Origin of the sequence: Pseudomonas sp. Ps21-P2 (genome assembly GCF_039672565.1) — a bacterium.
Lineage (GTDB): Bacteria > Pseudomonadota > Gammaproteobacteria > Pseudomonadales > Pseudomonadaceae > Aquipseudomonas.
In genome coordinates this window covers 28054-52842 of sequence record NZ_JBDFPL010000004.1, presented here as the reverse complement: position 1 = coordinate 52842, position 24789 = coordinate 28054, and the positions used below count along the sequence as shown (strand labels likewise).

Sequence of the window (24789 nt, the reverse complement as noted above, 5' to 3'; positions counted from 1 at the left end):
CTCACACCACCATTCCAGTGGTTTGTTCGATAACCCGGCGCGCATAGCCTCCCCGATTCCACTGGGTGGTCAGTTGACCTTGCCCGGCGCGGTTGGTGGCGCGGACCTTGAACGTGTATCGGCCTTTGTCAAGGGGGGTCCATACGAAGCGCCACCGACGCCAAGAGAACCGGCCGATCTCGGGGTCGAGCGTCGCATCTGCCCAAGTACGCCCGCCGTCAACTGAAACCTCAACCCGAGCGATACCATCGCCGCCATCATTGGCTAAGCCCTCTAGCATGTATGGATGATTTACAAGCAATAGTTCTTCGGGTTCTGGACGTACGAATACGGAGTGAGTGACAAAGCGGTTGATGGGTACCGTTTTCTTGGAGAGGTTTCCTGGCTCCTCGTTGATCTCTGGATTATCAGGAATTCGGTAGGCTTGGTTCATCCAAATATTGCTTAAAGGTTTATCTAGCACCTCAATGTGAGCCAATGATTTAATCCAGTAAGTCGCGTACCAACCGGGTACCACTAAGCGCAATGGAAAGCCATTGAGCATCGGCAGTGGTGCGCCATTCATTGCGTATGCAACCATCACATCACCATCATTGGCATGGTCAAACTTCAATGACTTCACGATCTTTGGCAAGCCTGGCATTGGCGACTCATCCAGCCCAGAAATTGCCACCTCGACTGCTCCTGCTTTAACACCTGCACGATCAAGGAGGTCCTTGAGGCGAACGCCTGTCCACTGTGCATTTCCCATCGCGCCAAATTGCCATTGCCCACCAGGAGGTTTAGGACCAAACAAGCTTCTGGCATTGCCTGAACATTGGTTCATGGCCACCAGTGTCACGGGCTCGAACTCGTTGACCAAGGCATCAAGAGAAAAAGACTGAGGATTGGCAACCTGGCCATCGAGACGCAGTCGAAAGGTTCGCGTATCGACCTGAGTTGGATACCCCGACAGATGCCACCGAACAAAATAGGCTTCGTTAGGCGTCAGGTCCTGGCGAAAATAATGCAGCGGCGTTTCCAACTGCGGCGGACGATCAGTAATCAGAATCAGTCCCGTTTTCTCTGGAAAACGTACAAGGCGTCGTTCGGACTCTGCGGATTCGATCCTATCTAGTTGCGCCAAGTCCGTTCCAGAAAGGGCTTGGCGCGGAAGCAGGCTAGCGAGACCAGCGCTAGTGGCCAACCCGAGTAAACGACGGCGATTCATCATCCAGAACTCATCACTTCCATTCATTATTATTCACCAGGTCGTGGAGTATCAGCAGGCCCTCGAGAAGGCCTGCGTTGTTTCGATCAGTCAGCCTTGAGCGTCGATACCACCTTGTTGCTGGCGAGATCGACGGTGGAGATGCTCAGGTCCTCGTTGAGGACATAAGCCTTCGACTTGTCTTTGGTGAAGACAATGGCCTGGCGGGGTGCCTTCAAACCGGTCACAGTGGTCGTCACTTTCAGCGTTTTGGTGTCTATCACTGACAGGGTGTTGTCACCCAGGTTACCCGAGTAGACGTGCAGTCCGTCTGGAGTCAGGGCTGCACCGTAGGGGTCTTTGCCCACCATAACGGTGGTTGTGATAGCGCGTTTTTGAGTGTCGACAACTGCGATGCTGTTACTGCCGCTGTTAGCCGCGTACAGCGTATTGCCGTCGGCCGATATGGAGATGGCGCGCAACTTGTTGAAGCCAGTGATCTCACCTTCGATCTTATTGGTCTTGCTGTCGACCAGGGTGATTTTGTCGCCAAGAAAGTTGGTGACATAGACGGTTTTGCCGTCAGGGCTTACTCGGATGCCTTGGCGCGGTTGGGAGAAGCCAGGTACCACAGCTACTGGTCGTTGGTGATCAAGGTCAATAACCGACAAGGTGCTGGCGGCCTCGTTGTTGACGTAGAGCAGGCTCCCATCCTTGCTGAGCGTGGTACCAAAAGCACCTGCACCTAACGGAAGATCTGCGATGACTTTTAATGTTTTGGTGTCGATCTTACGAACGACCCCTAAGCTGCTGTCGGAAAGGTAGAACACATCGCCGTTTGGAGAAAAGACAATGTTGCGTGGCGTGATATAGCCGGTGAGAACCTGACGAACCTTGCCGGTTTTCAAGTCGTAGACCACCACGTCAGGACGCTGACTGTAGGAGACTACGGCTGTCGATTCGTCAGGGCTGACAGCCAGTGAGTTGTTATGAATATCACCATCGAAGGTCCAGCGATCTTCCGCTGCCGACGCACTCATTGATGCGGCGAGCGCGATACCCAACGCCAGTGCAGTCACTGTTTTCTTGATCACATTCATCAGAGGTTCCTCACAAGGGGCAGCCAGGCGTGAGATTGCGCCTTGGCAAATGCAGCTCGCTGATTGCTGCTAGACAATGAGTTGACCTTAAGCGCTTGGGATAAATTCCGAAAACAAGTTGTTGTGGTAGTAGTTACCTACTTTTCAAATAGATTTCGTTAGCTTTGGCTCGCAAACTGAGTGCAACTTTGCCAGAACCGTTCAAGTCCGGACGAGATGAATTTTTCCCGGTGGCGGATCAGAAAAAAGCGCCGGCTCAGCCCAGGCAACGCATGCGGCAGTTCAATCAGGTCTTGAGAAGTCAGCAGATCCCGAACGACCCTGCTCGACAGGCAACTGATGCCGATGCCTTGTGCAAGGACGTGTTTGATGGCTTCTGAGCTGCCGATCTGGCGGGTTTCAGCGAGGTCGTGCAGGTGACGCAACAGCAACTGTTCGACTTCCTCCCGAGTGCCCGAGCCAGGTTCGCGGAGAAGCCACTCAGCAGTACGCAGGTCATCAAGGGTGACCTGCGACTTGAGTGCTAAAGGGTGACGTTGGCCCGCTACAATGAGCAGTTCATCTACAAGCCAAGGTTCGGCACTCAGTTCGGGCAAGTGGCACGGTCCCTCAATCAGTCCCATATCAATCTCGAAATCTGCGACCTTCCGGGCGATAGCCATGCTGTTGGCCATATCAACATCGACCCGCAGGTGCGGAGCCGATTGGCGTAACTCGCCAAGTATCAATGGCAAAACATAGTTGCCTATAGTGGTACTACAGCCTACCCGCAAGCGAGTCTTCAGCTCTGCATGCCCTGGAAGGAAGCTGTTTTCTATCTGCAACGCGTTCTCAAGCATGCTTCTGGCCTGGGGCAGTAATGCTTGGCCGTTATTGTTTAACACCAAGCGTTTGCCTACGCGATCGAAAAGCCGGGTATCCAAGGCGCTTTCCAACTCGTTGAGTGCGGCGCTGGTGGCCGATTGCGAAAGTGACACAGCGATGGCCGCGCTGGTGGTGCTGCCCTGTTGCGCAATGGCGCAGAAGATTTGCAATTGACGTAGGCTTAACTTCAATTTTCTACCTCTTTAACAGGTAACGTAAACCTATACTATCCGTTTAGCCGCTAACCTCATCAAGCTATACTTCAGGCAAGTCACATTGAATGAACACTGAAGCGGGAGCGCGAAAATGAGTGATACACGACTCGCAGCGATTATGGGCGGCAGCCATCCACTGGCAGCATTGTCCAATCCACGAGAAGCGATCCGGCAGTTCACACCTAACTGGTTCGCCGCCACGATGGGCACCGGGATTCTGGCTCTGGCTTTGGGCCAACTGCCATTTGCCGCGCAGTGGCCCAAAGTGTTAGGTGAAGCCTTGTGGTTTTTCAATATCGCGTTGTTTTGCCTCTTTACGGTGTTGTACGCAAGCCGCTGGGCCCTGTTCTTTAATGAAGCCAAACAGATCTTCGGTCACTCCACCGTGTCGATGTTTTTTGGAACCATCCCCATGGGGCTGGCGACAATCATCAACGGATTTCTCCTTTATGGCTTGCCACGCTGGGGGGATGGGGTTGTCGCTTTAGCTGAAGTCCTGTGGTGGATCGATGTCGCCATGGCGTTGGCGTGCGGGGTTCTGATCCCGTTCATGATGTTTACCCGCCAGCAGCACAGTATCGACCAGATGACAGCAGTATGGCTGCTACCTGTGGTTGCGGCCGAGGTAGCCGCCGCCAGTGGTGGGCTACTGGCGCCGCACCTTGCTGATGCGAGTGCACAGTTCACCCTGTTGATCACCAGCTACGTGCTATGGGCATACTCAGTGCCCGTGGCCTTGAGTATTCTGGTGATTCTGCTGCTGCGCATGGCATTGCATAAATTGCCTCATGAGAGCATGGCGGCATCGAGCTGGCTTTCATTAGGGCCCATTGGTACTGGTGCGTTGGGGATGCTGGTACTCGGCAGCGACGCTCCGGCGATCTTCGCCGCTCATGGAATGGCCGGCATCGGAGGCGTTGCCGAGGGCATTGGCTTGATCGGTGGTGTGCTGTTTTGGGGGCTTGGATTGTGGTGGATGGTTTTGGCGCTGCTGATTACCGGTCGCTACTTCAGGGAGGGTATTCCTTTCAACCTCGGCTGGTGGGGTTTCACCTTTCCGCTAGGCGTGTATGCGGTGACTACCCTTAAATTGGGCTCCATGTTGCACCTCGCGTTCTTCAATTTTGTGGGCGTGGTACTGGTATTGCTGCTTGCGATCATGTGGATCATCGTCGCGGCCAAAACTTTGGTAGGCGCGTATCGCGGCAACTTGTTCATCTCGCCCTGCATCGCCTCGCTGAACAAGATGAGCAAACCCTGAACCTTTGGCTACTCAATCGACTGTTTGGCGTCACGCAGCGTGGATAGGATGCGTTGCCGAACACTCGGGTGAGTGCAAACAGAAAGCGGGCTGGGGTGTGGCATCTCGAGCAATGAGATATCGGGAAAGGCGTGTCGAACCCGCAGCATCGCCTGCTGAGCGACACGTCCGGCAAATACGACAGTCGCGAGATCAGGAAAATGCGGAAGCAGCGTGATTAGCTTCTCAATTCCCTCCTCAATTTGCGCCCTGCGGAGCGACGCCTTGGGCTTTTCAAGATCGGGCAGCCAAGGATATAGATTCCAGATAACGGTCTCTCGGCGTTCCAACCCAACCTGTTCCATGAAACTTTTGAGGTTGCGTTGTGCAGGCCCCGGATTGTCTCGTGAGACATACCGTGCACGACTGACCGTTCGCGCGGGTGACTCTAGCAATATCAATATTTTGGCGTAGACGCCGCCATCCAACGGATCGAAATACGGCAAGGTTTTGTCGCCCGTGGACTGGGAAATCACCCAGCGCGTCAGTTGCGCAACGTTCGGCATCAGCAGAAAAATTTCTCGCGCTTCAAGCGAAATCCCGAGGGGGGCGGTGCCTTGGTGAGTCGACACTGACAAGACGCTTCCTCTATTGATACGAAATTGCCATTAGGAGGCCACGATATGTTCGATCTTCAAGCTCTTGACCTCGCGCGAATGCAGTTCGCTTTCACCGTTTCATTCCACATCCTGTTCCCGGCAGTTACCGTCGGGCTGGCTGCTTATCTAGCAGTGTTGGAAGGTCTTTGGTTGAGGACGCATGACAATACCTATCGGACCTTATACCACTTTTGGATCAAAATCTTCGCAGTCAACTTCGGTATGGGTGTGGTGTCAGGATTGGTCATGGCGTATGAGTTCGGTACCAATTGGAGCAGATTTTCGTATTTCGCCGGCCCTATAACGGGGACCCTACTGACCTACGAGGTACTGACGGCTTTCTTTCTTGAAGCTGGATTCTTGGGTGTGATGCTTTTTGGTTGGAGTAGAGTCGGCCGTGGCCTACATTTCTTTTCTACCGTGATGGTGGCCGTTGGCACCTTGGTTTCCTCGTTCTGGATTCTCGCCTCTAATAGCTGGATGCAAACCCCACAGGGCTTCAAAATTGATCATGGTCAAGTGATTCCGATGGACTGGCTGAAGATTATCTTCAATCCGTCTTTTCCTTACCGCCTGGTGCACATGTCGATTGCTGCCTTCGTGGCAACGGCGTTCTTTGTCGGCGCTTCAGCAGCCTGGCACCTGTTGGGAGGTCGCGATAACCCGGCCGTCCGTCGAATGTTATCAATGGCGATGTGGATGGCGTTGATTGTGGCGCCGATACAAGCCGTGGTGGGCGATGCTCACGGGTTGAACACTTTGGAGCATCAGCCGGCAAAAATTGCGGCAATAGAGGGCCACTGGGAAAACGTGGGCAATGAGCCGACGCCGTTGATCCTGTTTGGCTGGCCCGATATGAAGGCTGAGAAGACCCGGTTTTCCGTCGAGATTCCCTACTTGGGCAGTTTGATCCTTACCCACAGCCTGGATCGTCAGATTCCTGCCTTGGCATCCTTTGCGCCGGAGGATCGCCCCAACTCGACTATCGTGTTCTGGTCGTTCCGTATCATGGTTGGCTTGGGAATGCTGATGATTTTCACTGGACTGTGGAGTCTATGGTTGCGAAAGCGCGGCACGCTCTACCGGTGCCGCTCGTTCTTATACTTCCTGATGCTTATGGGGCCGTCAGGGCTGATCGCCCTATTGGCCGGCTGGTTTACCACTGAAATCGGTCGTCAGCCTTGGGTAGTGTATGGACTGCTGCGCACTGCCGATGCTTCGTCGAACCATAGCGTGGCGCAGATGAGCATTACCTTAGTGCTGTTTGTCCTGGTTTATTTCGCGCTTTTCGGAACCGGCTTGGGCTACATGATGCGCCTGGTACGTAAAGGACCCCAAAATCACGAAGGCGACGCGCTTAGCCACGGTGGGCCTGGCCATCTGCGAACACCTGCCCGTCCTCTATCTGCCGCCCACGGTGGCGATGCTGATAGCCATCACAAGGGGCATTGACTCATGGGCATTGATCTTCCGCTGATTTGGGCCGTGATCATCATCTTCGGCATCATGATGTACGTAATTATGGACGGCTTTGACCTAGGGATTGGCATTCTTTTTCCTTTCATGAAGGGCTCGGGCGATCGCGACGTAATGATGAACACGGTCGCGCCTGTCTGGGACGGCAACGAAACCTGGCTCGTGCTTGGCGGCGCGGCGTTGTTCGGCGCCTTCCCGCTGGCCTATTCGGTGGTCCTGTCGGCCCTGTACCTGCCGCTGATTTTCATGCTGTTCGGGCTGATTTTCCGCGGCGTGGCCTTCGAGTTCCGTTTCAAGGCCACTGACGAGAAGCGCCACATCTGGGACAAGGCCTTTATCGGCGGCTCCCTGGTGGCGACCTTCTTCCAGGGCGTGGCGTTGGGCGCCTACATCGACGGCCTCCCGGTGGTCGATCGCCAGTACGCCGGGGGCGGCCTAGACTGGCTGACGCCGTTCAGTCTGTTCTGCGGCGCTGCGCTGATAGTTGCGTATGCCTTGCTTGGCTGCACCTGGCTGATCATGAAAACTGAAGGCGTGCTGCAAAAAGCCATGCATAACCTGGCCCGTCCTTTGACGTTGGCACTGCTGGCTGTGATCGCCGTGGTCAGCTTATGGACGCCGCTCGCCCATGGCGATATCGCTGCACGCTGGTTCTGCCTACCGAACCTGTTCTGGTTCCTGCCGGTGCCAGTCCTAGTGTTGGTGACTATGTGGGGGTTGTTCAGGGCCGTGGCGAGCAGTGCTCACTACGCGCCTTTTATCTTGACCCTGGTATTGATCTTTCTGGGTTACAGCGGCCTCGGCATCAGCCTGTGGCCGAACATCGTCCCACCGTTGACGTCGATCTGGGATGCCGCAGCCCCCCCGCAAAGCCAAGGTTTTATGCTTGTAGGTGCTCTGCTCATTATCCCGATCATTCTGGGCTACACCATTTGGAGCTACTCCGTGTTCCGAGGAAAGGTTAACGATCAGGCAGGCTATCATTGAGTGAACTGACACCCTTTAAATGCCTCGGGAATCTCTAGTCCGTTCAGGAATGCAGTCCTTGGGTTACTTCGCCATCAGTGACATTATTGCAGTGCTTGGAGCGTAGCTCGGTACACAGGTGGCCACATCCTTTAATGTGGCGAGTGGTCCCCCTTTTTTGGTTTATACGTAGCTACCGATTTGCGAATCTCTTCTCGGGCCTCATCTGCGCTCCCCCAACGGCCCATCTTTACCCACTTACCCGGCTCCAATGCCTTGTAGCTTTCGAAGAAGTGCTGGATCTGTGCGAGGAGTAATGCAGGGAGGTCAGAGAATTCCTTTATGTTGCTGTACACAGAGCTTAGTTTTTCATGAGGCACCGCGATCACCTTGGCATCCGCTCCAGCTTCGTCCGTCATGTACATCACGCCAACCGGGCGACTACGAATGACAACGCCAGGCGATACCGGGTAAGGGCAAATCACCAAGACGTCCAACGGGTCTCCGTCATCGCTCAACGTATTTGGAATGAACCCGTAGTTGGCCGGATAGAACATGGGCGTGCTGAGGAAGCGGTCTACGAAAATTTGTCCACTCGGCTTGTCCACCTCGTACTTGATCGGCGAGTGGTTTGCAGGAATCTCGATAACGGTGAAGAAGTCATCGGGGATCGCGTTACCAGCTGGAATATCCGTGTAGCTCATGCTCATATCTCCAAGCGTCTAGGAAAGGCCAATGCCACTGACGTTTTTGCCAACAGCGATATGTGGTTCGTTTTTTACGGTAACCAGTACAACAGGTTTACCGGCTATAGGCCGTCAGCGCACGAATGCATCATGTCCTGCATAAAACGCATGGCTGCCAAGATGCTCTTCTATTCTCAGAAACTGATTGTATTTCTCGACCCGCTCCCCTCGACATGGAGCGCCCGTCTTGAGATGGCCAGTACCCATGGCAACAGTCAGATCTGCGATGAAGCTGTCTACAGTCTCCCCGCTACGATGAGAAACCATAGCTCCCCAATTTGCCCCGTAAGCCATTACGATGGCGGCTTTGGTCTCAGTCAGGGTTCCGATTTGATTGGGTTTAATCAGTACAGCATTGGCGACGTTTTCTTTGATGCCTCGTTGAATCCGTTCGACGTTGGTGACAAACAGGTCATCTCCAACCAACTCGATCCGGTTACCCAGCGCAGCATTCAATTGCTTCCAGCCCGACCAATCGTCTTCCGCGAGGCCATCTTCCAGTACCGCAATCGGGTACTTGTCGACCCAGGAGGAATAGAGACTAATCAGCTCTTGAGCATCGACCTTACGACCTTCAGAGCGCAGATGGTAAAGACCGTTCTCATAGAAACCGCTGGATGCTGGGTCGATAGCGATCTCGATCTGAGATCCAGGGGTATAACCGGCCCTTTCAATTGCCTTAATGATCAGCTCAATGGCATCTGAGTTTTTCTTGAGCGTCGGCGCAAAGCCGCCTTCATCTCCGACCGCTGTTGAGTAGCCGGCGTCCTTAAGCACCGCTTTCAGCTCGTGGTACACCTCAGCGCCCCAACGCAAGGCTTCCTTGAAACTGCCAGCCCCTGTAGGTGCAATCATAAATTCTTGGAAGTCAGGGCCTTGCCAGTTTGCGTGAACACCGCCATTGAGAATATTGAACATTGGGACGGGCATTCTTGCTGCTTGCTCGCCGCCCAGATATTGGAACAAGGGCACTTTCATCGCAGAAGCCGACGCTCTGGCTACGGCGAGGCTGACGCCCAAGATGGCGTTTCCTCCAAGCCTAGACTTATCAGGTGTTCCATCCAGCTTAATCATCAGATGATCAATCTGTTCCTGGTCAACTGCATCCTGGCCTCTCAGAGACTCAAGTATTTCGGTATTCACATTGCTAACGGCCTTTAACACTCCTCTGCCGGAATACCTCTTTGGATCATGGTCACGCAACTCAACAGCTTCGTGAGCGCCTGTAGAGGCACCGGACGGGACTGAAGCCCGGCCCAGTGTTCCGCACTCCAAGGTGACGTCGACTTCAACGGTAGGGTTACCGCGTGAATCGAGAATTTCACGTGCATGAATAGCCTGGATTTGCGTTTTCATTGATTTTCTCCAAGGGACGATTCGGGAACGTCATTAACCATGTGAATAAGTCGAGAGGCCTCGATTTCGGAAGTCAGCTCTCCATGAGTATTCTGAACAGCTGCACTGCCGACACCGCAATTGCGGGAACCAAGAAGCCTCCAATAATTAGCTCAGGAATCTCTCCCACCAAGGGCATGAATTGCCCTCCCTTTGCCATCTGGAAAAGCTCCAGCATTTGGTTTGACGCAACCATCACAGAACAGCAGTACGCAGTCTGGGCTTGTAGCATGGCCCGCCTTTGATCTAGCAGATGAAACGTCAGCAACGACACTCCAATGCTTACGATGAAAAGCGCGACGAATTCATAGACGGATCCTGTAAAAAGCCTGCCCATCACAAGCCCGAATACGATGCTCAGCATCACTGCGCTCATGTGGTATCCCATTTCTCTAAAGTGGTTTTGATGAGCCGACGTCGGTGAGTTCCATTTCGCAATCTCATCTTTGGATTGCCCACCACCATCGCGCTCGTAACGTTCAACGTTGCTGTGCTCTCAGCTCGTAGCCAGGTACGCAGGTGATGGTCACGTCTGCCTTGCAGGATTTCTCACTGGGCATGCGCATCGTGACCAAGGCGCCTTCGAGCGAGGTGACGATGTACCAACCCTCGCTCGATACCTTTTGGCTGCCTGCAATGCCCGCCAAAAAAAGCGCCCAAAAAACCAGTCCTACGAGGAGCGGCCTGTTGTCACGAGCCCAGTTGACGGGGGCTGGCTGTGGACGCAGGTTATAAATTCGGTACATGGCGTTTATCCTTTTTACTGGTTGTCCAACAAACCGTGGTTTTCAGCTTTTCGCCTGGCCCACTCGACCGTACTCGATGGGCAATTTGATAAAGCTCAGCGAAAACGCCTCCTTGGCCAATGCTTCCAGCAACTTCTCGCACCCGGGCTCATCAGTGGATATCGTCACTGTGACCGGATGATCAGCACCGCTGAGGAAATGCGCGGTATGCAAATGTCCTAAATGATCCAGGCCTTCCGTACCGCTCACCAGCGTCGCTCCCAACATGCCCTCTCGTTTGGCGAACTCAACCAGCCACTCCCCGAGTGGAAGATGCTGGTAGTTGGTACTCTGTTCAGTGAAAAACGTCAGTTGAAAGCCATTCATGGCAACATCCTCTAATGTGGCGAGAGCGACCAACGGTTAGTCGGCTATGCCTCTTCATTTGCGAACTGTTTCTTCGAACTGAATTACAAGGCTTCACTGAGCGGTAACTCGCATAAGAGAAGAACTGCTCGCACCTTGCGCAACTCGTCAGCGTGGTCGCGCAGGAAGGTGCGCAGCTTGACCTCTGTATCCAGCAATTCCAGACACTGCGGATGACGCATATCACCAAGCTCCGGGTGATGATGGGAAATGCGATGGCCCGTCAAATAGCCCGCAGAAATCGGTTTGAGCATGACCTGATCAATCTTGGCTTTCTGCGCGACTTTAAGAAGGTGTTGGGCAAGTGCGGGCGCACTCAGGTGATGCCAGAAATTTGTAACTCGAGCCCGACTAGCGCCAGGGAAATAGAGCTGCAAAGCTGTCAGGCGATCTTGGCGATGTTCGGTCATTTCTCTTCCCCAATAAAAGTCACTTTGCGCTCGCTGGCGGATTCACTTTGAGCATGAAATTGCTTGATATCGGAGAGCCGGATTTCCTTCGGCAGAGGACGGTGATGCTTGCTGTGACCGACGCGCTGGGCGTGATAGATCCCGGTATGCCCGGATACGAGGTAACTTGCGATACAGGCAATGGCTGCAAGCGGAGCAATTTCAGGCCCGAAGAGCTCCATGGCCATGACAATGGTTGCCAGTGGCGTATTAGCTGCACCAGCGAAGACAGCGACAAAACCGATACCAGCCAGCATGCCGAAGGGAAGATGTAAGAGGGGCGCTAGCGCGTTCCCCAAGGTGGCTCCAATGTAAAACAGCGGAGTGACTTCGCCGCCCTTGAATCCAGTCCCCAGGGAGACAACGGTGAACAACATCTTTCCAAGCCAGTCCCAAGGAGCCATTGGCATTTGAAAGGATTGGACGATGCTCGGAATCCCCAGTCCGATGTACTTATCGACATCGGTGTAATGGTTGCTACCAAGCGCCCACACTGCCACTGCGATCAGAAGGCCGCCGGCGAATGGTCGTAATGGCGAATAGGAGATAAGTCGTTTAACGAAAGCCCCTAGCTTATGGGTGGTCGTCGCGAATAGCAGGCCAGTGAGGCCGAAGATAATCCCAGCGGCGACCACAGCCATGACGCTCCAGAGCTGCACGGGAACCACTTCGCCAATGACGTAATGCGTATGAACCACTCCCCAGGCTTTCCCCACCTGGTCAGCAACGATTGCCGCAACCACGCAAGGGAAAAGCGCGTCGTAACGCATGCGTCCGATGGCCAACACTTCAAGTCCGAACAAAGCCCCGGCAAGAGGGGTGCCGAAGACGGACGCAAAGCCAGCACTGATACCGGCCATGAGAATCACCCGGCGATCTTCGCGGCGTAGCCGAAAGACATGCGTCAATTGATCCGCAAGAGCGCCGCCCATCTGCACCGCCGTTCCCTCACGTCCCACAGATGCACCGAAGAGGTGGGAAACCACGGTTCCGATTAGCACCATCGGCACCATGCGCAAGGGAATAGTCTTTTTAGGATCGTGGATCTCATCGATGATCAGGTTGTTTCCGGCATCAACTGGTTTGCCTATCAGGTGATACGCAAGTCCCACGGCAAAGCCAGCAACTGGCAGGAGCCAGAGCACCCAGGGATGGGCTTCTCGCCACTGGGTGGCATGATCCAAAGAAAGGAGGAATAACGCAGAGGCAGAGCCTGCCAAAAGAGCTACAAGACCAGCAAGCGCAAGCCATTTCGCAATATAGGGCAGTAAGTCGAGTTGTTCAGGTCGTCGAAATTTAGACATTTGGCCAGCCACAAAAATGTAAGTGGGCCTGACCAAAAAGGGGATTCTGGGCGCGAACGCCTACAGACCTGGTTGATCAGGTTTCTGTAGGCATCATCAGCTGCTACGGGCACAGCGGTTGGTTAATGGAGGAATGCCATCTCCAATGAGCCGATCTTAGCGAGCTCTGTCCAAAATGTAAAATCGTGTTTCGGAGCACGAGGCAAGCGTAGGCGTCTTCGAGTCACCGCTTATGAAAGCAGGCCAGACTAGGTGACTTCTGTTCCGGCGAAGCCCATCTCAACTGGGGTTTTTATGTAAAATAACGAGATATCTTCAAGCTCCAATCGCTTGAATAACTGCACAGATTCGTCCTCGGTAATGGCCATACGAATTTCGGTAGGCTGATCCGCTAGTTCAAAAAAATGCGAGGAATGCAGCCGGCCGGTATGCCCAAAGCCTTCGATACCTGTGGACAGAGTCGCACCCCGCAGTCCCATTTCTTTCGCCAAATCAACGATCCAGTCGCCGAGCATCTTTCCCTGATAGCGACGATTCTGTTGAGTAAAGAAAGTGACCAGAAAACCTTTCATGTTCCTCTCCTAAGCGCGTGCTGATTATTTGATAGGACAGAAGCCCGGCAGCCGTCATTGCCACCCGGGCAGGATTCACACTGGCATCATGCGCACTGGTCAAGTCGGATGCAAACGACTGGTCAAGTCGAATGCAAATGGCTGGTCAAGTTCATGCAATTGCCCAGCTCAAAGTGTTCAAAGAGGCAGACCGCGAGTTCCGCAAGAATTATGGGCATCAGGCATGACGAATTCGAACGCTTCGACGTAGACAAGACCTGCGCCACCGCGCAGTGGCAACACAACGAGTTTGCGCTGTAACGCCATGGAGGGCGGCATCATGACAACACATCTCATCGAATACGACGATGTCGGGTACTTGGGATACAACATCGGCTATCTGGAAAAACTTCCCCAGCACATTGAAGCCTTCAAGATCAAACTCGGTTTGGTGCCTCAAGCCGAATACGGTAAATACAGGGAGCCTGCGATGGATCAAGCCGTCGCCATCGCGCGGCAGGGCAGTACGCTCTGGAGCAGCAGCGTGAAGCAGATTCGCTCGCTCCATCACGACACCAAAAAGACACTGGCTGAGCTGGTCGCACTGCTGGACAGCAACCCGTTCGACAACCGAATCGCGCAGCTCACGCAGGATCTGCTGCGCCACGATGCAGAGTTCAAGCGGCAACAGGCGGAATGCGACCGCATCATCGAATGCGCAACGCAGACCATTCCCCGGTTCATCGACTTCATGAACGTCAGGACGTATGAATATGCGAAACGAAAAGGGCTGCTGGTTAAAGGAAAGTCCAGCAACGTACCGGAAACGCTGAGCAGCGCGGTGACGGACGAGAGCAGTCTGGATTCGGCAAGAGGCGCAATGCAATGGCATCGTCGCGCCTACAATACGACGATCCTCTCGGCAGGAAATATGGGGGCCTATTGCTCGCGATTGTCCGGCCTCTTGAACGCCACACTCCGTGAAGTCCAGGCGCTCAAGGCCAATCAAACCGCGCGGCGCATGACCGTGTCGTGTCAATCCGCGGCCATCTCAGCACGCGAGGCTCAGCGCCTGATCAACTACACCCTCGACAGTATTCTTCGATTCAGTATTTGAACCGCAAAAAAAGGCACCCACCGGGTGCCGTTTTCTCGTTACTGCGCAGATTTACACGTAGTAAGACTTCAGCGGCGGGAAGCCGTTAAATTCCACAGCGCTGTAGCTGGTGGTGTACGCCCCGGTGGACAGCCAGTACAGACGATCACCGATGGCCAGGTTCAGCGGCAGGCCGTACTTGTAGTTCTCGTACATGATGTCGGCGCTGTCGCAGGTCGGGCCGGCGATGACGACTTCTTCCACTTCGCCTTTCTTCTCGGTCCAGATCGGGAACTTGATGGCTTCGTCCATGGTTTCGATCAGGCCGGAGAACTTGCCCACGTCCGTGTACACCCAACGCTCGACGGCGGTGCGGGATTTACGCGACACCAGCACCACTTCGCTGACCAGAATACCGGCGTTGGCGATCAACGAACGGCCCGGCTCCAGAATGATTTCCGGCAGGTCATCACCGAAGTCTTCTTTCAGATAGCGGATGATTTCTTCAGCGTAGGTTTCCAGGCTGTTGGTGCGGGTGATGTAGTTGGCCGGGAAGCCGCCGCCCATGTTGATCAGCTTGAGCACGATGCCGTCTTCTTCTTTCAGACGCTCGAAGATCACTTTCACTTTGGCGATCGCGGCGTCCCAGACGCTGATGTCGCGCTGTTGAGAACCGACGTGGAACGAGATGCCGTAAGGCACCAGGCCCAGTTCACGGGCCAGAATCAGCAGGTCCATGGCCATGTCGGTCTGGCAACCGAACTTGCGTGACAGCGGCCAGTCAGCCGTGGTCGAGCCTTCGGTGAGGATGCGAACGTAGACTTTCGAGCCCGGCGCAGCCTTGGCGATGTTGCGCAGGTCGGCTTCGGAGTCGGTGGAGAACAGACGCACGCCCTTCTCGTAGAAGTAGCGAATGTCTTTGGATTTCTTGATGGTGTTGCCGTAGCTGATGCGATCCGGGCTGACGCCGCGGTCCATCACTTTGTCCAGCTCGTAGATCGAGGCGATGTCGAAGCTGGAGCCTTTTTCCTTCAGCAGATCGATGATTTCGACCGCCGGGTTGGCTTTGACTGCGTAATACACTTTGGCGAATTCGAAGCCTGCACGCAGGTCGTCGTAGGCCTTGCTGATCATCGCGGTGTCGATGACCACGAACGGGGTTTCTTGCTTGTCGGCAAACGCCTTCATTTTATCGAAGGTGCTTTTCTCGAAATAGTCTTCGACCTGGATCGACATGCGGGGACTCCTGTTGGCAAACGGTAAAAAACAATGGGTGTGAGCGCGCGGCTCGTGAACGTCCTCCGTATCCCCACTTTGGTTCGCCTACTTCCCAAGGCTGCTCGGCCGAAAGCAAAAAGGCCATGGGAACGCGATGTCCCGTGGCCTTGCTGTCTCGTCGTCAGTACTTGAGCCGGATGGATCGTTTCCAGCATGGACGTTCGGCGCGAACTGTAGGACCTGAGGGGCCGGAGATCAACTAAAAATGTCGCGTTTCTGCCCGTTTTTGCCAGACGGGAATCCACGCGCGTTCAATCAACCCGTAGTAACCGACCGATGTGACAGGGTGATGTTCCCGGTGGGTGGCGAATGGGCAATCCGTTACGAAAGCCACCTGTCCGTCAGACATCGGCTACCTGATCATCAGAAGTCCGCTACGCACTACGTCTCTCCGCCCCACGTATCACACTGATCCCGATCACTAGGTTGGCGTCCATTCGCCTCGCACGAACTGTGCGAGGCGCTGAATCAACCCGACCAAGGATCAACGTCATGCAAGAGAACGCCCTTTCCCCGCTGTACAACAACGACATCACCGCCGAGTACCTGCGTGATCAGAATCGACCGCACTTTTCAGACGAGGCGCTTGCCACGTTCAGTCCGGAAGCCTTGACTCGGGCAAACGAGAACGAAGCGTTCAAGCAGGCCCACCCCGCCACTGGCATTTTCCGGGTGGCAGCGGAAGGCAGCCAGACCCGCGATGGCGGTGTCATCGTGAAAGGCACACTGGGTATGAATTTCACGCTCGCTGACGGCCGTGAGGTCGCGGGCGCACGAGTCGGTGATTACGCCGTTTACCCCGATGGCACTGAGGCGCAGATCCTTACCGGTGCAGGAGAAGCGAACAGTCAAATTGCGCTGGTTGGCAGTCGCTTGAGCAACGGCGACGAGATCATCAATACGCCCCAGGGACACCTTCTGTTGCTGCAACGCCAGGATGTCGCGTGGCCGGACGATTTCCTTCCTGCTGCGGAGTGTTGATGCATGGGATTCTTCGGCATCCACAATCGGGAACAAGGCCTCGATGGAGACGCGACCACCACCGGCGCAATCTGCCACGCCAGTCTTGTGCAGTCATCCCTGGAACAGGGCCGGATGGCATTGCGGCTAGGCGACAAGACCAGCCCTTGCGGCGTGTGTGGGCAGATCGGTGAAATCGTCGAAGGGGACAGTCGCTTCGTGTGGCTAGGCATCCCGACCGCCGTGCATGACGCGCTTGTGTTGTGCGCGTGTCCGCCGGGCACGAATCGATTGATTGCTTCGCGGTCAGGGCGCGCGGGAGCCGCTCGCGTTGCGCCTACTCCTGCGACGCCACGCCACGTGACGCCCACATCGAGTACCCCGCCTTCTCTTTATCCCCACACCACTCGGGCGTCGGGAAGAGTCTTCGTCCGTACCTTCGTCATCCGCGACAGCGAAACGGGACAGCCGCTGGTGAACCGGGCGTTTGTGGCGAGGGTGGACGGTCAGCAGAAGACCGGTATCACCGACAGCTATGGACTGGCCCGCGTTGAGGGTTCTTCAGCGGAGTCCGTCGTGTCTCTCCACGTCATGTTCCGCTCGCCAGTGCGAGAGTTGAGTGAGCTTGCGGGAATGACCACGCGCGAAGTGACGACCACAACGCGCGTGGAGACGTTGATCCATGGGGATGCGCCGAAGCCCATGGTGATCACCGTGAATGATCGGGCCGCGACGCGAGAGGCGATTATTCGGAAAGTGCGGGAGCTGGGGCACGGGTTTGTTGAACGTTCGGAGTGGCATGCGACTTCGCCTAAAAAGCCGTTGGACCGAGACTGGGATTACAGCATGGTTGCACTTCATCACGCGGGGAGAAGCTACGCATGCGGTATTGGGGCCGAACAGATGCGGTATGTACAAGATTCTCAAATGGCCGAAAAGTCTGATGACGTCGGTTACCATTTTGGAATCGACTGTTCCGGCGTCGTCTACGAAGGTAGGGACATACGCTTCAAGGGCGAACACCTCAAGCTTTATAACTCCAACGTGTTAGGCATCGTGCTTCTGGACAACCTAAGTAGTCCAGAAGAGGGCGGAGGGCTGACTGCGGTAGCACGTACGATTTTCAGTCACCTTGGAATTAACACCACGATGCAAGTGCCAAATATTCAGCAGGAGGCTGCTATCAATCTGATCAGGGCTTTTAACCGCGAGTTTCCTATAAAACACCTCGGCGGCCACAGAGAGTTCCCTCATCAGACGGAGGATCAGCATAAAATCTGCCCCGGAAATATTGGAATGAATTTTGTGAAAGTAGTGCGTGCCACTACCGGACTACACAGGCCACTACAAGAATGAAAAAGATTATTCTCTTGTTTACGGTGGTTCTTATCATCACAGCATGGACCGTCCTCAACATCGGCTACTACGACACGCACTGGGCGGAAGACAACATCACCGTATTTTTTATAAAAAAAGAACCCGCCCTACAAATCGAATTCGAGAATATGTTCGCGACCGACAGCGATTTTGATCCGGTGCATGAGCTGAGGGATGACGACCGCCAGGACTTGATCGATTACTGCCGATACCATTTAGGGTATATCACGCAAATAGAGGACGAATCAGACAGAGATGGATGCCACAAGGCATATATCGATTCATTCAAAAAACAGACTACAGCCACGACACATTGACTTGAATATGAAAAAACTTTACTCGCTAGGCCTGACCGCACTAATTATTTTTCTAACTGGCAATGCCATGACAATGAATTACATCACTTACAAGCAGAACGTGGACTTGGAACCCATCGTCCTTGCCGCCGTTGCATCGTTGGCATCAATCATCATAGCGTTACCCCTATTCCTGTTTACCCCCACTCCGCCAACCACCACATTCTCTTCAAGACAACTGATCAAGAACTATTTTTGGATCGCCCTGTTTACGTTCACCTGCTGGGCAAGTGGCTACACAGCTTTGCTAAACCTTAACCCAGCCGTGTTTGCCGGCATCGCCCTCTCGGTGAGCTCGATCATCATCGCTCTGACGAATATAAGAAAGTCAGGCAGATTGGGCCTATTTGGCTTTCTGCTTACACTGGGCACAGGATGGGTGCTTTGTACTTCTTACAGCTCAGTCATGCAAGGCAGTGGCATACATGATGATTACGAGCTGGAAACAGGTGTGACGTTTTCAGTAACGTGCGGCATTTCGCTTTATTTAATTACACTGTTAACCCAGCGACTTAACAATCTAGGCCAACCCTTCCACAACCTATATGCGCGCAGATCACTGTTCGCTTTCCTGGTCTGCGCAACGATTGGATTGCTGGATGGTGCCCTCGTGACCATCGTGTCTGAGGCGCCTCAGTTGACGGCCCTCACCGTGATCTTCCTGGTCCTGATGCAATCAGCACTGGTGCTGTCCATAAGAACAATCGGCCGACATGTCGTAACGGTGGGTATTGCTGGAACAGCCGTTTACACGCTGATCGTTCAGGTAGCGGTTTTTCAACAGTCCGTTGACTCGCTCATGGTCATCACGATTGTTGGGAACGCTGTGGGCTTGATCCTCATGTCATTCACGCAGACCAATTACAACCCTGACTGTCGGCGATAACGACTCAGCGTCGTCACCGTCAACAGTAGCCCGGGCACCAAAGCACCCGGACCCTTCACATCAACTCAACGCAGCCTGCTCCACCAACTCAGCCGGCGAAACAATGCTGGTCTTCATCCCGCGCGACTGGCCGGAACTCAGGTAAGCCGCAATAGATTCCTGCGTCACCTCACCCAGGAACACATTTTCGGCATCCAGCACCGGCAGCCACGAGCGGTTGAACTCGTACATGCGCGACAGCAGGATGCGCAGGTGTTCGTCGTAAGCGGCGGTGCCGTTGAACGGGCGCAGGTATTGCTCGCACGTGCCGGCCTGACGGTGCAGGTCGCGGCGGCGGACGTAGCCCATCGCCTTGTTTTCGGCATCGGTGACGACCACGTAGCGGCGGTCGTTCTCGTCCATGATTTCCAGCGCATCGGCGACCGGGGTTTCCGGGCTCACGGACGGCGCGTTGTCCGCCGCGTCTTCGGCCTTGACCAGCAGCAGGCGCTTGAGCGTGCTGTCCTGGCCGACGAAGTTGCTGACGAAATCATCCGCCGGGTGCGCCAGCAGGGTGTCCGGGTGATCGATCTGCAGCAGCTTGCCGGCGCGGAAGATGGCGATCTTGTCGCCCAGCTTGATGGCTTCGTCGATGTCGTGGCTGACCATGATCACGGTCTTGTTCAGCGCGCGTTGCATCTCGAAAAACTCGTTCTGGATCATCTCGCGGTTGATCGGGTCGACCGCACCGAAGGGCTCGTCCATCAGCAGCAGCGGCGCGTCGGCCGCCAGCGCACGAATCACACCGATCCGCTGTTGCTGACCACCCGACAACTCGCGCGGATAGCGATGCAGGTACTGCTTGGGTTCCAGCTTGATCATGCTCATCAGTTCGCGAGCACGGTCGTGGCACTTCTGCTTGTCCCAACCCAGAAGCTTGGGCACGACCACGATGTTTTCCTCGATGGTCATGTTGGGGAACAGGCCGATCTGCTGAATCACGTAACCGATGTTGCGGCGCAGGGTGACTTCGTCGAGACCGGTGGTGTCCTCGCCATTGATCAGCACTTTGCCGGAGGTCGGCATGATCAGCCGGTTGATCATTTTCAGTGTTGTACTTTTGCCGCAACCCGACGGACCCAGGAACACGCAGATCTCGCCTTCATTGACGGTCAGGCTCACTGAATCGACGGCCTTCACTTCCTTGCCGTTGCTCTGGAAAGTCTTGGTCAGGTTCTGCAGCTCAATCATTTGTTTGGCGATCATTTCAGGAGTCCTTTTGGAGTCAGCGAGCGTTGCAGCCATTGCAAAAGCAGGTCGGCGAAGATGGCCAGAATGCTGACCAGTACGGCGCCGACGATCAGCATCGACATATCGCTGCGGCTGATGGAAGCGAGGATGAGTACGCCCAGACCGCCCGCGCCGATGGTGGCGGCGATGGTCATGACACCGATGTTCATGACCACGGCGGTGCGGACGCCGGCAAGGATCACCGGCACGGCGATCGGCAGTTCGACCATGCGCAGGCGCTGGCCGAAGGTCATGCCGATGCCCTTGGCGGCTTCACGAATGCCGGGCTCGACGCCGGTCAGCGCCAGGTAGGTGTTGCGCATGATCGGCAGCAGCGAGTAGAGAAACACCGCTGTGATCGCCGGCATCGGGCCGAGGCCCTGACCGAACTTCGAATAGAACGGCAGCAGCAAGCCGAACAGGGCAATCGACGGGATGGTCAGCAGCACGGTGGCGCTGGCCTGCAACGGCCCGGCGAGGGTCGGGAAGCGCGTCATTAACACGCCGAGCGGCACGCCGACGACAATCGCCAGCGTTACCGCGATGCCGACGAGGGTGATGTGCTGCAGGGTCAGGTGCATGACCTGATTCCAGTCCAGATGGGAGAAAGCGCTGAGGAAACTCATGGTTTCTCCTCCTGTTTTGCCGCCGACGCCGGCGGGACCGGCACGCTGTCGGCGGAAGGATTGATCGGATGCTCGCGCAGGAATTCTGCCGCCACGACGGTAGGACTTTCGTGGTCGACGTCGATGCGCGCGTTCAGCGTACGCATGGTCTGGTTATCCAGCAGCGCGGCAAGTGGCTTGAGCAAATCGGCCAGTTCCGGGTGCTTGTCGAGGTACTCTTTGCGGATGACTGGTGCGGCGGTGTAGTCCGGGAAGTAGTGCTTGTCGTCCGCCAGCACCTTGAGTTTGAACGCGTTCAGGCGGCCATCGGTGGTGTAGACGAGGCCCGCAAAAACCTGCCCGTTGCGCAGCGCGGTGTAGACCAGGCCGGCGTCCATCTGACGAGTGTTTTCACGCCCCAGGTTCATGCCGTAATGCTTGACCATGCCCACCAGACCGTCGGAACGGTTGGCGAACTCGGTGTCCAGCGCAACGATGTGACCCTTGTCGGCTTCAGCTTTGAGCACTGTGGTCAGGTCAGACATGGTGTTGACCTGCGGATACTGCTGGGCAATTTTGTCCGGCAGAGCCAAGGCGTAGGTGTTGTTGAACTTGGACGGCGACAGCCAGACCAGCCCCTTTTTCGCGTCCAGTTCCTTGACGCGCTGATAGGTCTGCTCGCTGTCGAGCTTCTCGTCGACATGGTTGTAGGCCACCAGCGATACACCGGTGTATTCCCACAGCAGATCCAGCTGGCCGCTTTCCTGGGCACTGCGCGCCAGGTTACTGCCCAGGCCGCCGGTGATCTGGACGTCATAGCCCTTGTCGCGCAGGTATTGAGCCGTCAGTTCGGCCAGCATGGTCTGCTCGGTGAACACCCGCGCGCCGATCCGCAGAACCGGCGTTTCAGCGGCTGCATCCGCGGCATGGGCGAAACCGGACAGCAACAGCCCGAAGCCCATGATTAATGTGCATAACTTCTTCATAGCAATTCCTTTCTCAGCGGGGCTCGAGTTATCGAGCCAAGCCGCGTTCCAGCCAGAGACGGCTTGCCAGGGTCACGGCGCCATCGAGCAGCAGCGCCAGCAACGCGGTACACGCGGCGCCCAGCACCAGTTGCGGCTGATTGTTCAGGGCGATGCCGGGGAAAATCAGGCTGCCCAGGCTGTTCGCGCCGATGAGGAAGGCCAGTGGCGCGGTCCCGACGTTGATCGCCAGTGCCACACGCACACCGCCGATGATAATCGGCACGGCGTTGGGCAGCTCGACACGCCACAACACCTGACGCGGTGTCATGCCGATGCCGCGAGCGGCTTCTTTGAGGGACCCCTGAACGTTTTTCAGGCCTTCGTAGGTGTTGCGCACAATGGGCAACAACGAAGCGAGGAACAAAGCGAAGATTGCCGGACCGCTGCCGATGCCCAGAATACCCAGAGCAATGGCCAGCACGGCGAGAGGAGGAACGGTGTTACCGATGTTGAAGATCTGCATGAAGCGTTCGGCGCGGCCAACCATGTTCGGTCGGCTAAGGACAATGCCGGTCGGGATGCCGACCACCAGTGCCGCGAGCATCGAAGCCAACACAAGCCAGACATGGGCTTGCAGATAAAACAGCAGATCATCCTGATATTGCCTGATGGTACTGATGCCGATCCATTGGACCAGCAGGGCCAGGAGTGCGATGACAATCACACCTCCCAACAGCCCCTTGCCATAGCGATTTGCCACGGGCGGACTCCTTATTTCAGTCGGCGAACGTCTGGCGTGAAACTGGCTCTTTCAGGCAGCACGCGAACGTTCGCGAAGAGCAGCGGGTGGGTCGCCGGAAAGGTTGATACCTCGGCGAAAACACAAGCCATGAGCGCAGCTTCGTCAAGCTAACTTGCTGATTTTGCAACCCTTGGCGTCTTGCGATACCAGGGAATGGACGTCTCCGTAACCGCAAAGGTTCCCACGTGCGATGGTATCTGGCCACCCCTTATTGACTGAACGGTTCGGTTATTGCTTTGGTTTGGGCTATAATCGCCGCCCTTTTTTTGAATCACCTCTCGGGCGATTTCCCATGACCAGACAGGCCGCCGAAGTCGCGAAACGCCGCACTTTCGCCATCATTTCCCACCCCGATGCGGGTAAGACCACCATCACTGAAAAGCTCTTGCTGATGGGCAAGGCCATTTCCGTCGCCGGTACGGTGAAGTCGCGTAAATCCGACCGTCACGCCACCTCCGACTGGATGGAAATGGAGAAGCAGCGCGGCATTTCCATCACCACCTCGGTCATGCAGTTCCCGTATCGCGATCACATGATCAACCTGCTCGACACCCCGGGCCATGAAGACTTCTCCGAAGACACCTATCGCACGTTGACCGCCGTCGACTCGGCGCTGATGGTGCTCGATGGCGGTAAAGGGGTTGAGCCCCGCACCATCGCACTGATGGACGTCTGCCGCCTGCGCGACACGCCGATCGTGAGCTTCATCAACAAGCTCGACCGCGACATTCGCGACCCGATCGAGCTGCTCGACGAGATCGAAGCGGTCCTGAAGATCAAGGCCGCGCCCATCACCTGGCCGATCGGTTGCTACCGCGATTTCAAGGGCGTGTATCACCTCGCCGACGACTACATCATCGTCTACACCGCCGGTCACGGTCACGAGCGCACCGAGGTGAAAATCATCGAGAAGCTCGACTCGGACGAAGCGCGCGCCCACTTGGGTGATGAGTACGATCGCTTTGTCGATCAGCTGGAACTGGTGCAAGGCGCCTGTCATGAATTCAACCAGCAGGAATTCCTCGACGGCCAGTTGACCCCGGTGTTCTTCGGCACGGCGCTGGGCAACTTCGGTGTCGACCACGTTCTGGACGCCGTCGTGAATTGGGCGCCGAAGCCACTGGCCCGGGTTGCCAACGAGCGCACGGTCGAGCCGGTCGAGGAAAAGTTCGCCGGTTTCGTGTTCAAGATTCAGGCAAACATGGACCCGAAACACCGCGACCGCATCGCGTTCATGCGCATCTGCTCGGGCAAGTACGACAAGGGCATGAAGATGCGCCATGTGCGCACCGGCAAGGACGTGCGCATCGGTGACGCACTGACGTTCTTCTCCAGCGAGCGTGAGCAGTTGGAAGAAGCCTACGCCGGCGACATCATCGGCCTGCACAACCACGGCACGATTCAGATCGGCGATACGTTCACTGAAGGCGAGGCTCTGGGATTCACCGGCATTCCGCACTTCGCCCCGGAGCTGTTCCGCCGCGTGCGCCTGAAAGATCCGCTGAAATCCAAGCAGCTTCGTCAGGGTTTGCAGCAACTGGCCGAGGAAGGCGCCACTCAGGTGTTTTTCCCCCAGCGCAGCAACGACATCATCCTCGGCGCCGTCGGTGTGCTGCAGTTCGATGTGGTCGCCAGCCGCTTGAAGGAAGAATACAAAGTCGAGTGCGCCTACGAGCCCATCACCGTGTGGTCAGCCCGCTGGATCGATTGCAGCGACAAGAAGAAGCTCGAGGAATTCGAGAACAAGGCCGTGGAAAACCTGGCCGTGGACGGCGGCGGTCACCTGACCTACCTCGCGCCGACGCGGGTCAATCTGGCCTTGATGGAAGAGCGCTGGCCTGACGTGAAATTCCGCGCAACGCGGGAGCATCACTAAGGCTCACTCCT

General features: G+C 55.7%; 26 protein-coding genes and 1 riboswitch. Of the genes, 9 read left to right on the top strand and 17 right to left on the bottom strand.

What is annotated here, in order from left to right; translation table 11 throughout:
- Position 1: 1 nt before the first annotated feature.
- The 3 genes from ABEH28_RS11250 to ABEH28_RS11240 all read right to left on the bottom strand — a co-directional run bounded on the left by ABEH28_RS11250 (position 2) and on the right by ABEH28_RS11240 (position 3344).
- Positions 2–1237, bottom strand: a complete 1236-nt coding sequence (locus ABEH28_RS11250; RefSeq protein ID WP_103388956.1) for a molybdopterin-dependent oxidoreductase — start codon at positions 1235–1237, stop codon at positions 2–4.
- A gap of 59 nt (positions 1238–1296) precedes the next feature.
- Positions 1297–2289 (bottom strand): beta-propeller fold lactonase family protein, encoded by a 993-nt coding sequence (locus tag ABEH28_RS11245; protein ID WP_012723159.1) that lies wholly within the window; start codon positions 2287–2289, stop codon positions 1297–1299.
- Between the two features lie 158 nt (positions 2290–2447).
- A complete protein-coding gene (locus ABEH28_RS11240) occupies positions 2448–3344 on the bottom strand; it encodes a LysR family transcriptional regulator (RefSeq protein ID WP_012723160.1) in 897 nt (298 codons plus the stop codon).
- Positions 3345–3459: 115 nt separating this feature from the next.
- On the opposite strand from ABEH28_RS11240, the gene ABEH28_RS11235 reads away from it, so the two are divergent.
- The gene (locus ABEH28_RS11235; RefSeq protein WP_012723161.1) at positions 3460–4629 is read left to right on the top strand and encodes a TDT family transporter; all 1170 of its coding nucleotides are present in this window, start codon (positions 3460–3462) and stop codon (positions 4627–4629) included.
- 8 nt (positions 4630–4637) lie between these two features.
- Here the strand turns inward: ABEH28_RS11235 and ABEH28_RS11230 are convergent, their stop codons facing one another.
- Positions 4638–5240 carry a uracil-DNA glycosylase gene (locus ABEH28_RS11230; protein ID WP_032657055.1) on the bottom strand — a complete coding sequence of 201 codons (603 nt, stop codon included), beginning with the start codon at positions 5238–5240 and terminating at the stop codon, positions 4638–4640.
- A 51-nt stretch (positions 5241–5291) separates the two neighbouring features.
- On the opposite strand from ABEH28_RS11230, the gene ABEH28_RS11225 reads away from it, so the two are divergent.
- Entirely contained in the window at positions 5292–6719 is a 1428-nt protein-coding gene (locus tag ABEH28_RS11225) for a cytochrome ubiquinol oxidase subunit I (RefSeq protein ID WP_012723163.1), read from the top strand.
- A gap of 3 nt (positions 6720–6722) precedes the next feature.
- Positions 6723–7730 (top strand): cytochrome d ubiquinol oxidase subunit II, encoded by a 1008-nt coding sequence (gene cydB / locus ABEH28_RS11220; protein WP_012723164.1) that lies wholly within the window; start codon positions 6723–6725, stop codon positions 7728–7730.
- A gap of 131 nt (positions 7731–7861) precedes the next feature.
- Here cydB and ppa read toward each other — a convergent pair whose 3' ends face one another.
- The 8 genes from ppa to ABEH28_RS11180 all read right to left on the bottom strand — a co-directional run bounded on the left by ppa (position 7862) and on the right by ABEH28_RS11180 (position 13326).
- A complete protein-coding gene (ppa, locus tag ABEH28_RS11215) occupies positions 7862–8413 on the bottom strand; it encodes an inorganic diphosphatase (RefSeq protein ID WP_012723165.1) in 552 nt (183 codons plus the stop codon).
- A 114-nt stretch (positions 8414–8527) separates the two neighbouring features.
- Complete coding sequence (eno, locus tag ABEH28_RS11210; RefSeq protein ID WP_012723166.1) at positions 8528–9811, bottom strand: phosphopyruvate hydratase; 1284 nt, start codon at positions 9809–9811, stop codon at positions 8528–8530.
- 73 nt (positions 9812–9884) lie between these two features.
- The gene (locus tag ABEH28_RS11205) at positions 9885–10226 is read right to left on the bottom strand and encodes a hypothetical protein (RefSeq protein ID WP_032657050.1); all 342 of its coding nucleotides are present in this window, start codon (positions 10224–10226) and stop codon (positions 9885–9887) included.
- A 103-nt stretch (positions 10227–10329) separates the two neighbouring features.
- Entirely contained in the window at positions 10330–10596 is a 267-nt protein-coding gene (locus tag ABEH28_RS11200) for a hypothetical protein (RefSeq protein WP_012723168.1), read from the bottom strand.
- Positions 10597–10638: 42 nt separating this feature from the next.
- A complete protein-coding gene (locus ABEH28_RS11195; RefSeq protein WP_012723169.1) occupies positions 10639–10962 on the bottom strand; it encodes a DUF190 domain-containing protein in 324 nt (107 codons plus the stop codon).
- Between the two features lie 83 nt (positions 10963–11045).
- The gene (locus ABEH28_RS11190) at positions 11046–11411 is read right to left on the bottom strand and encodes a hypothetical protein (protein WP_012723170.1); all 366 of its coding nucleotides are present in this window, start codon (positions 11409–11411) and stop codon (positions 11046–11048) included.
- Complete coding sequence (locus ABEH28_RS11185) at positions 11408–12754, bottom strand: voltage-gated chloride channel family protein (protein WP_012723171.1); 1347 nt, start codon at positions 12752–12754, stop codon at positions 11408–11410. The genes ABEH28_RS11190 and ABEH28_RS11185 overlap by 4 nt, the downstream gene beginning before the upstream one ends.
- Before the next feature lie 80 nt (positions 12755–12834).
- A riboswitch (Fluoride riboswitch) is annotated at positions 12835–12907 on the bottom strand.
- Positions 12908–13002: 95 nt separating this feature from the next.
- The gene (locus ABEH28_RS11180) at positions 13003–13326 is read right to left on the bottom strand and encodes a DUF190 domain-containing protein (RefSeq protein WP_012723172.1); all 324 of its coding nucleotides are present in this window, start codon (positions 13324–13326) and stop codon (positions 13003–13005) included.
- A gap of 319 nt (positions 13327–13645) precedes the next feature.
- Here ABEH28_RS11180 and ABEH28_RS11175 point away from each other — a divergent pair, with 319 nt between their 5' ends.
- Positions 13646–14422 carry a hypothetical protein gene (locus tag ABEH28_RS11175; RefSeq protein ID WP_346629969.1) on the top strand — a complete coding sequence of 259 codons (777 nt, stop codon included), beginning with the start codon at positions 13646–13648 and terminating at the stop codon, positions 14420–14422.
- A 51-nt stretch (positions 14423–14473) separates the two neighbouring features.
- Here ABEH28_RS11175 and ABEH28_RS11170 read toward each other — a convergent pair whose 3' ends face one another.
- Positions 14474–15637 carry a type III PLP-dependent enzyme gene (locus ABEH28_RS11170; protein WP_192170666.1) on the bottom strand — a complete coding sequence of 388 codons (1164 nt, stop codon included), beginning with the start codon at positions 15635–15637 and terminating at the stop codon, positions 14474–14476.
- 534 nt (positions 15638–16171) lie between these two features.
- Between ABEH28_RS11170 and ABEH28_RS11165 the strand changes: the two genes are divergently transcribed.
- Genes ABEH28_RS11165 through ABEH28_RS11150 form a run of 4 tightly spaced genes read left to right on the top strand, consistent with a single transcriptional unit; the run spans position 16172 to position 19258 of the window.
- Complete coding sequence (locus ABEH28_RS11165) at positions 16172–16660, top strand: hypothetical protein (protein WP_346629968.1); 489 nt, start codon at positions 16172–16174, stop codon at positions 16658–16660.
- A 3-nt stretch (positions 16661–16663) separates the two neighbouring features.
- Positions 16664–17995 (top strand): N-acetylmuramoyl-L-alanine amidase, encoded by a 1332-nt coding sequence (locus tag ABEH28_RS11160; RefSeq protein ID WP_346629967.1) that lies wholly within the window; start codon positions 16664–16666, stop codon positions 17993–17995.
- Entirely contained in the window at positions 17992–18333 is a 342-nt protein-coding gene (locus ABEH28_RS11155; protein WP_192170664.1) for a hypothetical protein, read from the top strand. The genes ABEH28_RS11160 and ABEH28_RS11155 overlap by 4 nt, the downstream gene beginning before the upstream one ends.
- Positions 18334–18340: 7 nt before the next feature.
- Positions 18341–19258 (top strand): hypothetical protein, encoded by a 918-nt coding sequence (locus tag ABEH28_RS11150; RefSeq protein WP_346629966.1) that lies wholly within the window; start codon positions 18341–18343, stop codon positions 19256–19258.
- 60 nt (positions 19259–19318) lie between these two features.
- Here ABEH28_RS11150 and ABEH28_RS11145 read toward each other — a convergent pair whose 3' ends face one another.
- From ABEH28_RS11145 to ABEH28_RS11130, 4 genes are read right to left on the bottom strand one after another with little or no spacing between them, the layout of a single operon-like run.
- Entirely contained in the window at positions 19319–20488 is a 1170-nt protein-coding gene (locus ABEH28_RS11145) for an ABC transporter ATP-binding protein (RefSeq protein ID WP_282372735.1), read from the bottom strand.
- A gap of 11 nt (positions 20489–20499) precedes the next feature.
- Complete coding sequence (locus ABEH28_RS11140) at positions 20500–21153, bottom strand: ABC transporter permease (protein ID WP_065990219.1); 654 nt, start codon at positions 21151–21153, stop codon at positions 20500–20502.
- Positions 21150–22118, bottom strand: a complete 969-nt coding sequence (locus tag ABEH28_RS11135; RefSeq protein ID WP_346629965.1) for a glycine betaine ABC transporter substrate-binding protein — start codon at positions 22116–22118, stop codon at positions 21150–21152. Before ABEH28_RS11135 ends, ABEH28_RS11140 begins: the two co-directional genes overlap by 4 nt.
- A gap of 28 nt (positions 22119–22146) precedes the next feature.
- Complete coding sequence (locus ABEH28_RS11130; RefSeq protein ID WP_074886589.1) at positions 22147–22860, bottom strand: ABC transporter permease; 714 nt, start codon at positions 22858–22860, stop codon at positions 22147–22149.
- Positions 22861–23194: 334 nt separating this feature from the next.
- On the opposite strand from ABEH28_RS11130, the gene ABEH28_RS11125 reads away from it, so the two are divergent.
- The gene (locus ABEH28_RS11125) at positions 23195–24778 is read left to right on the top strand and encodes a peptide chain release factor 3 (RefSeq protein WP_282372734.1); all 1584 of its coding nucleotides are present in this window, start codon (positions 23195–23197) and stop codon (positions 24776–24778) included.
- The last annotated feature ends 11 nt before the right edge of the window (positions 24779–24789 follow it).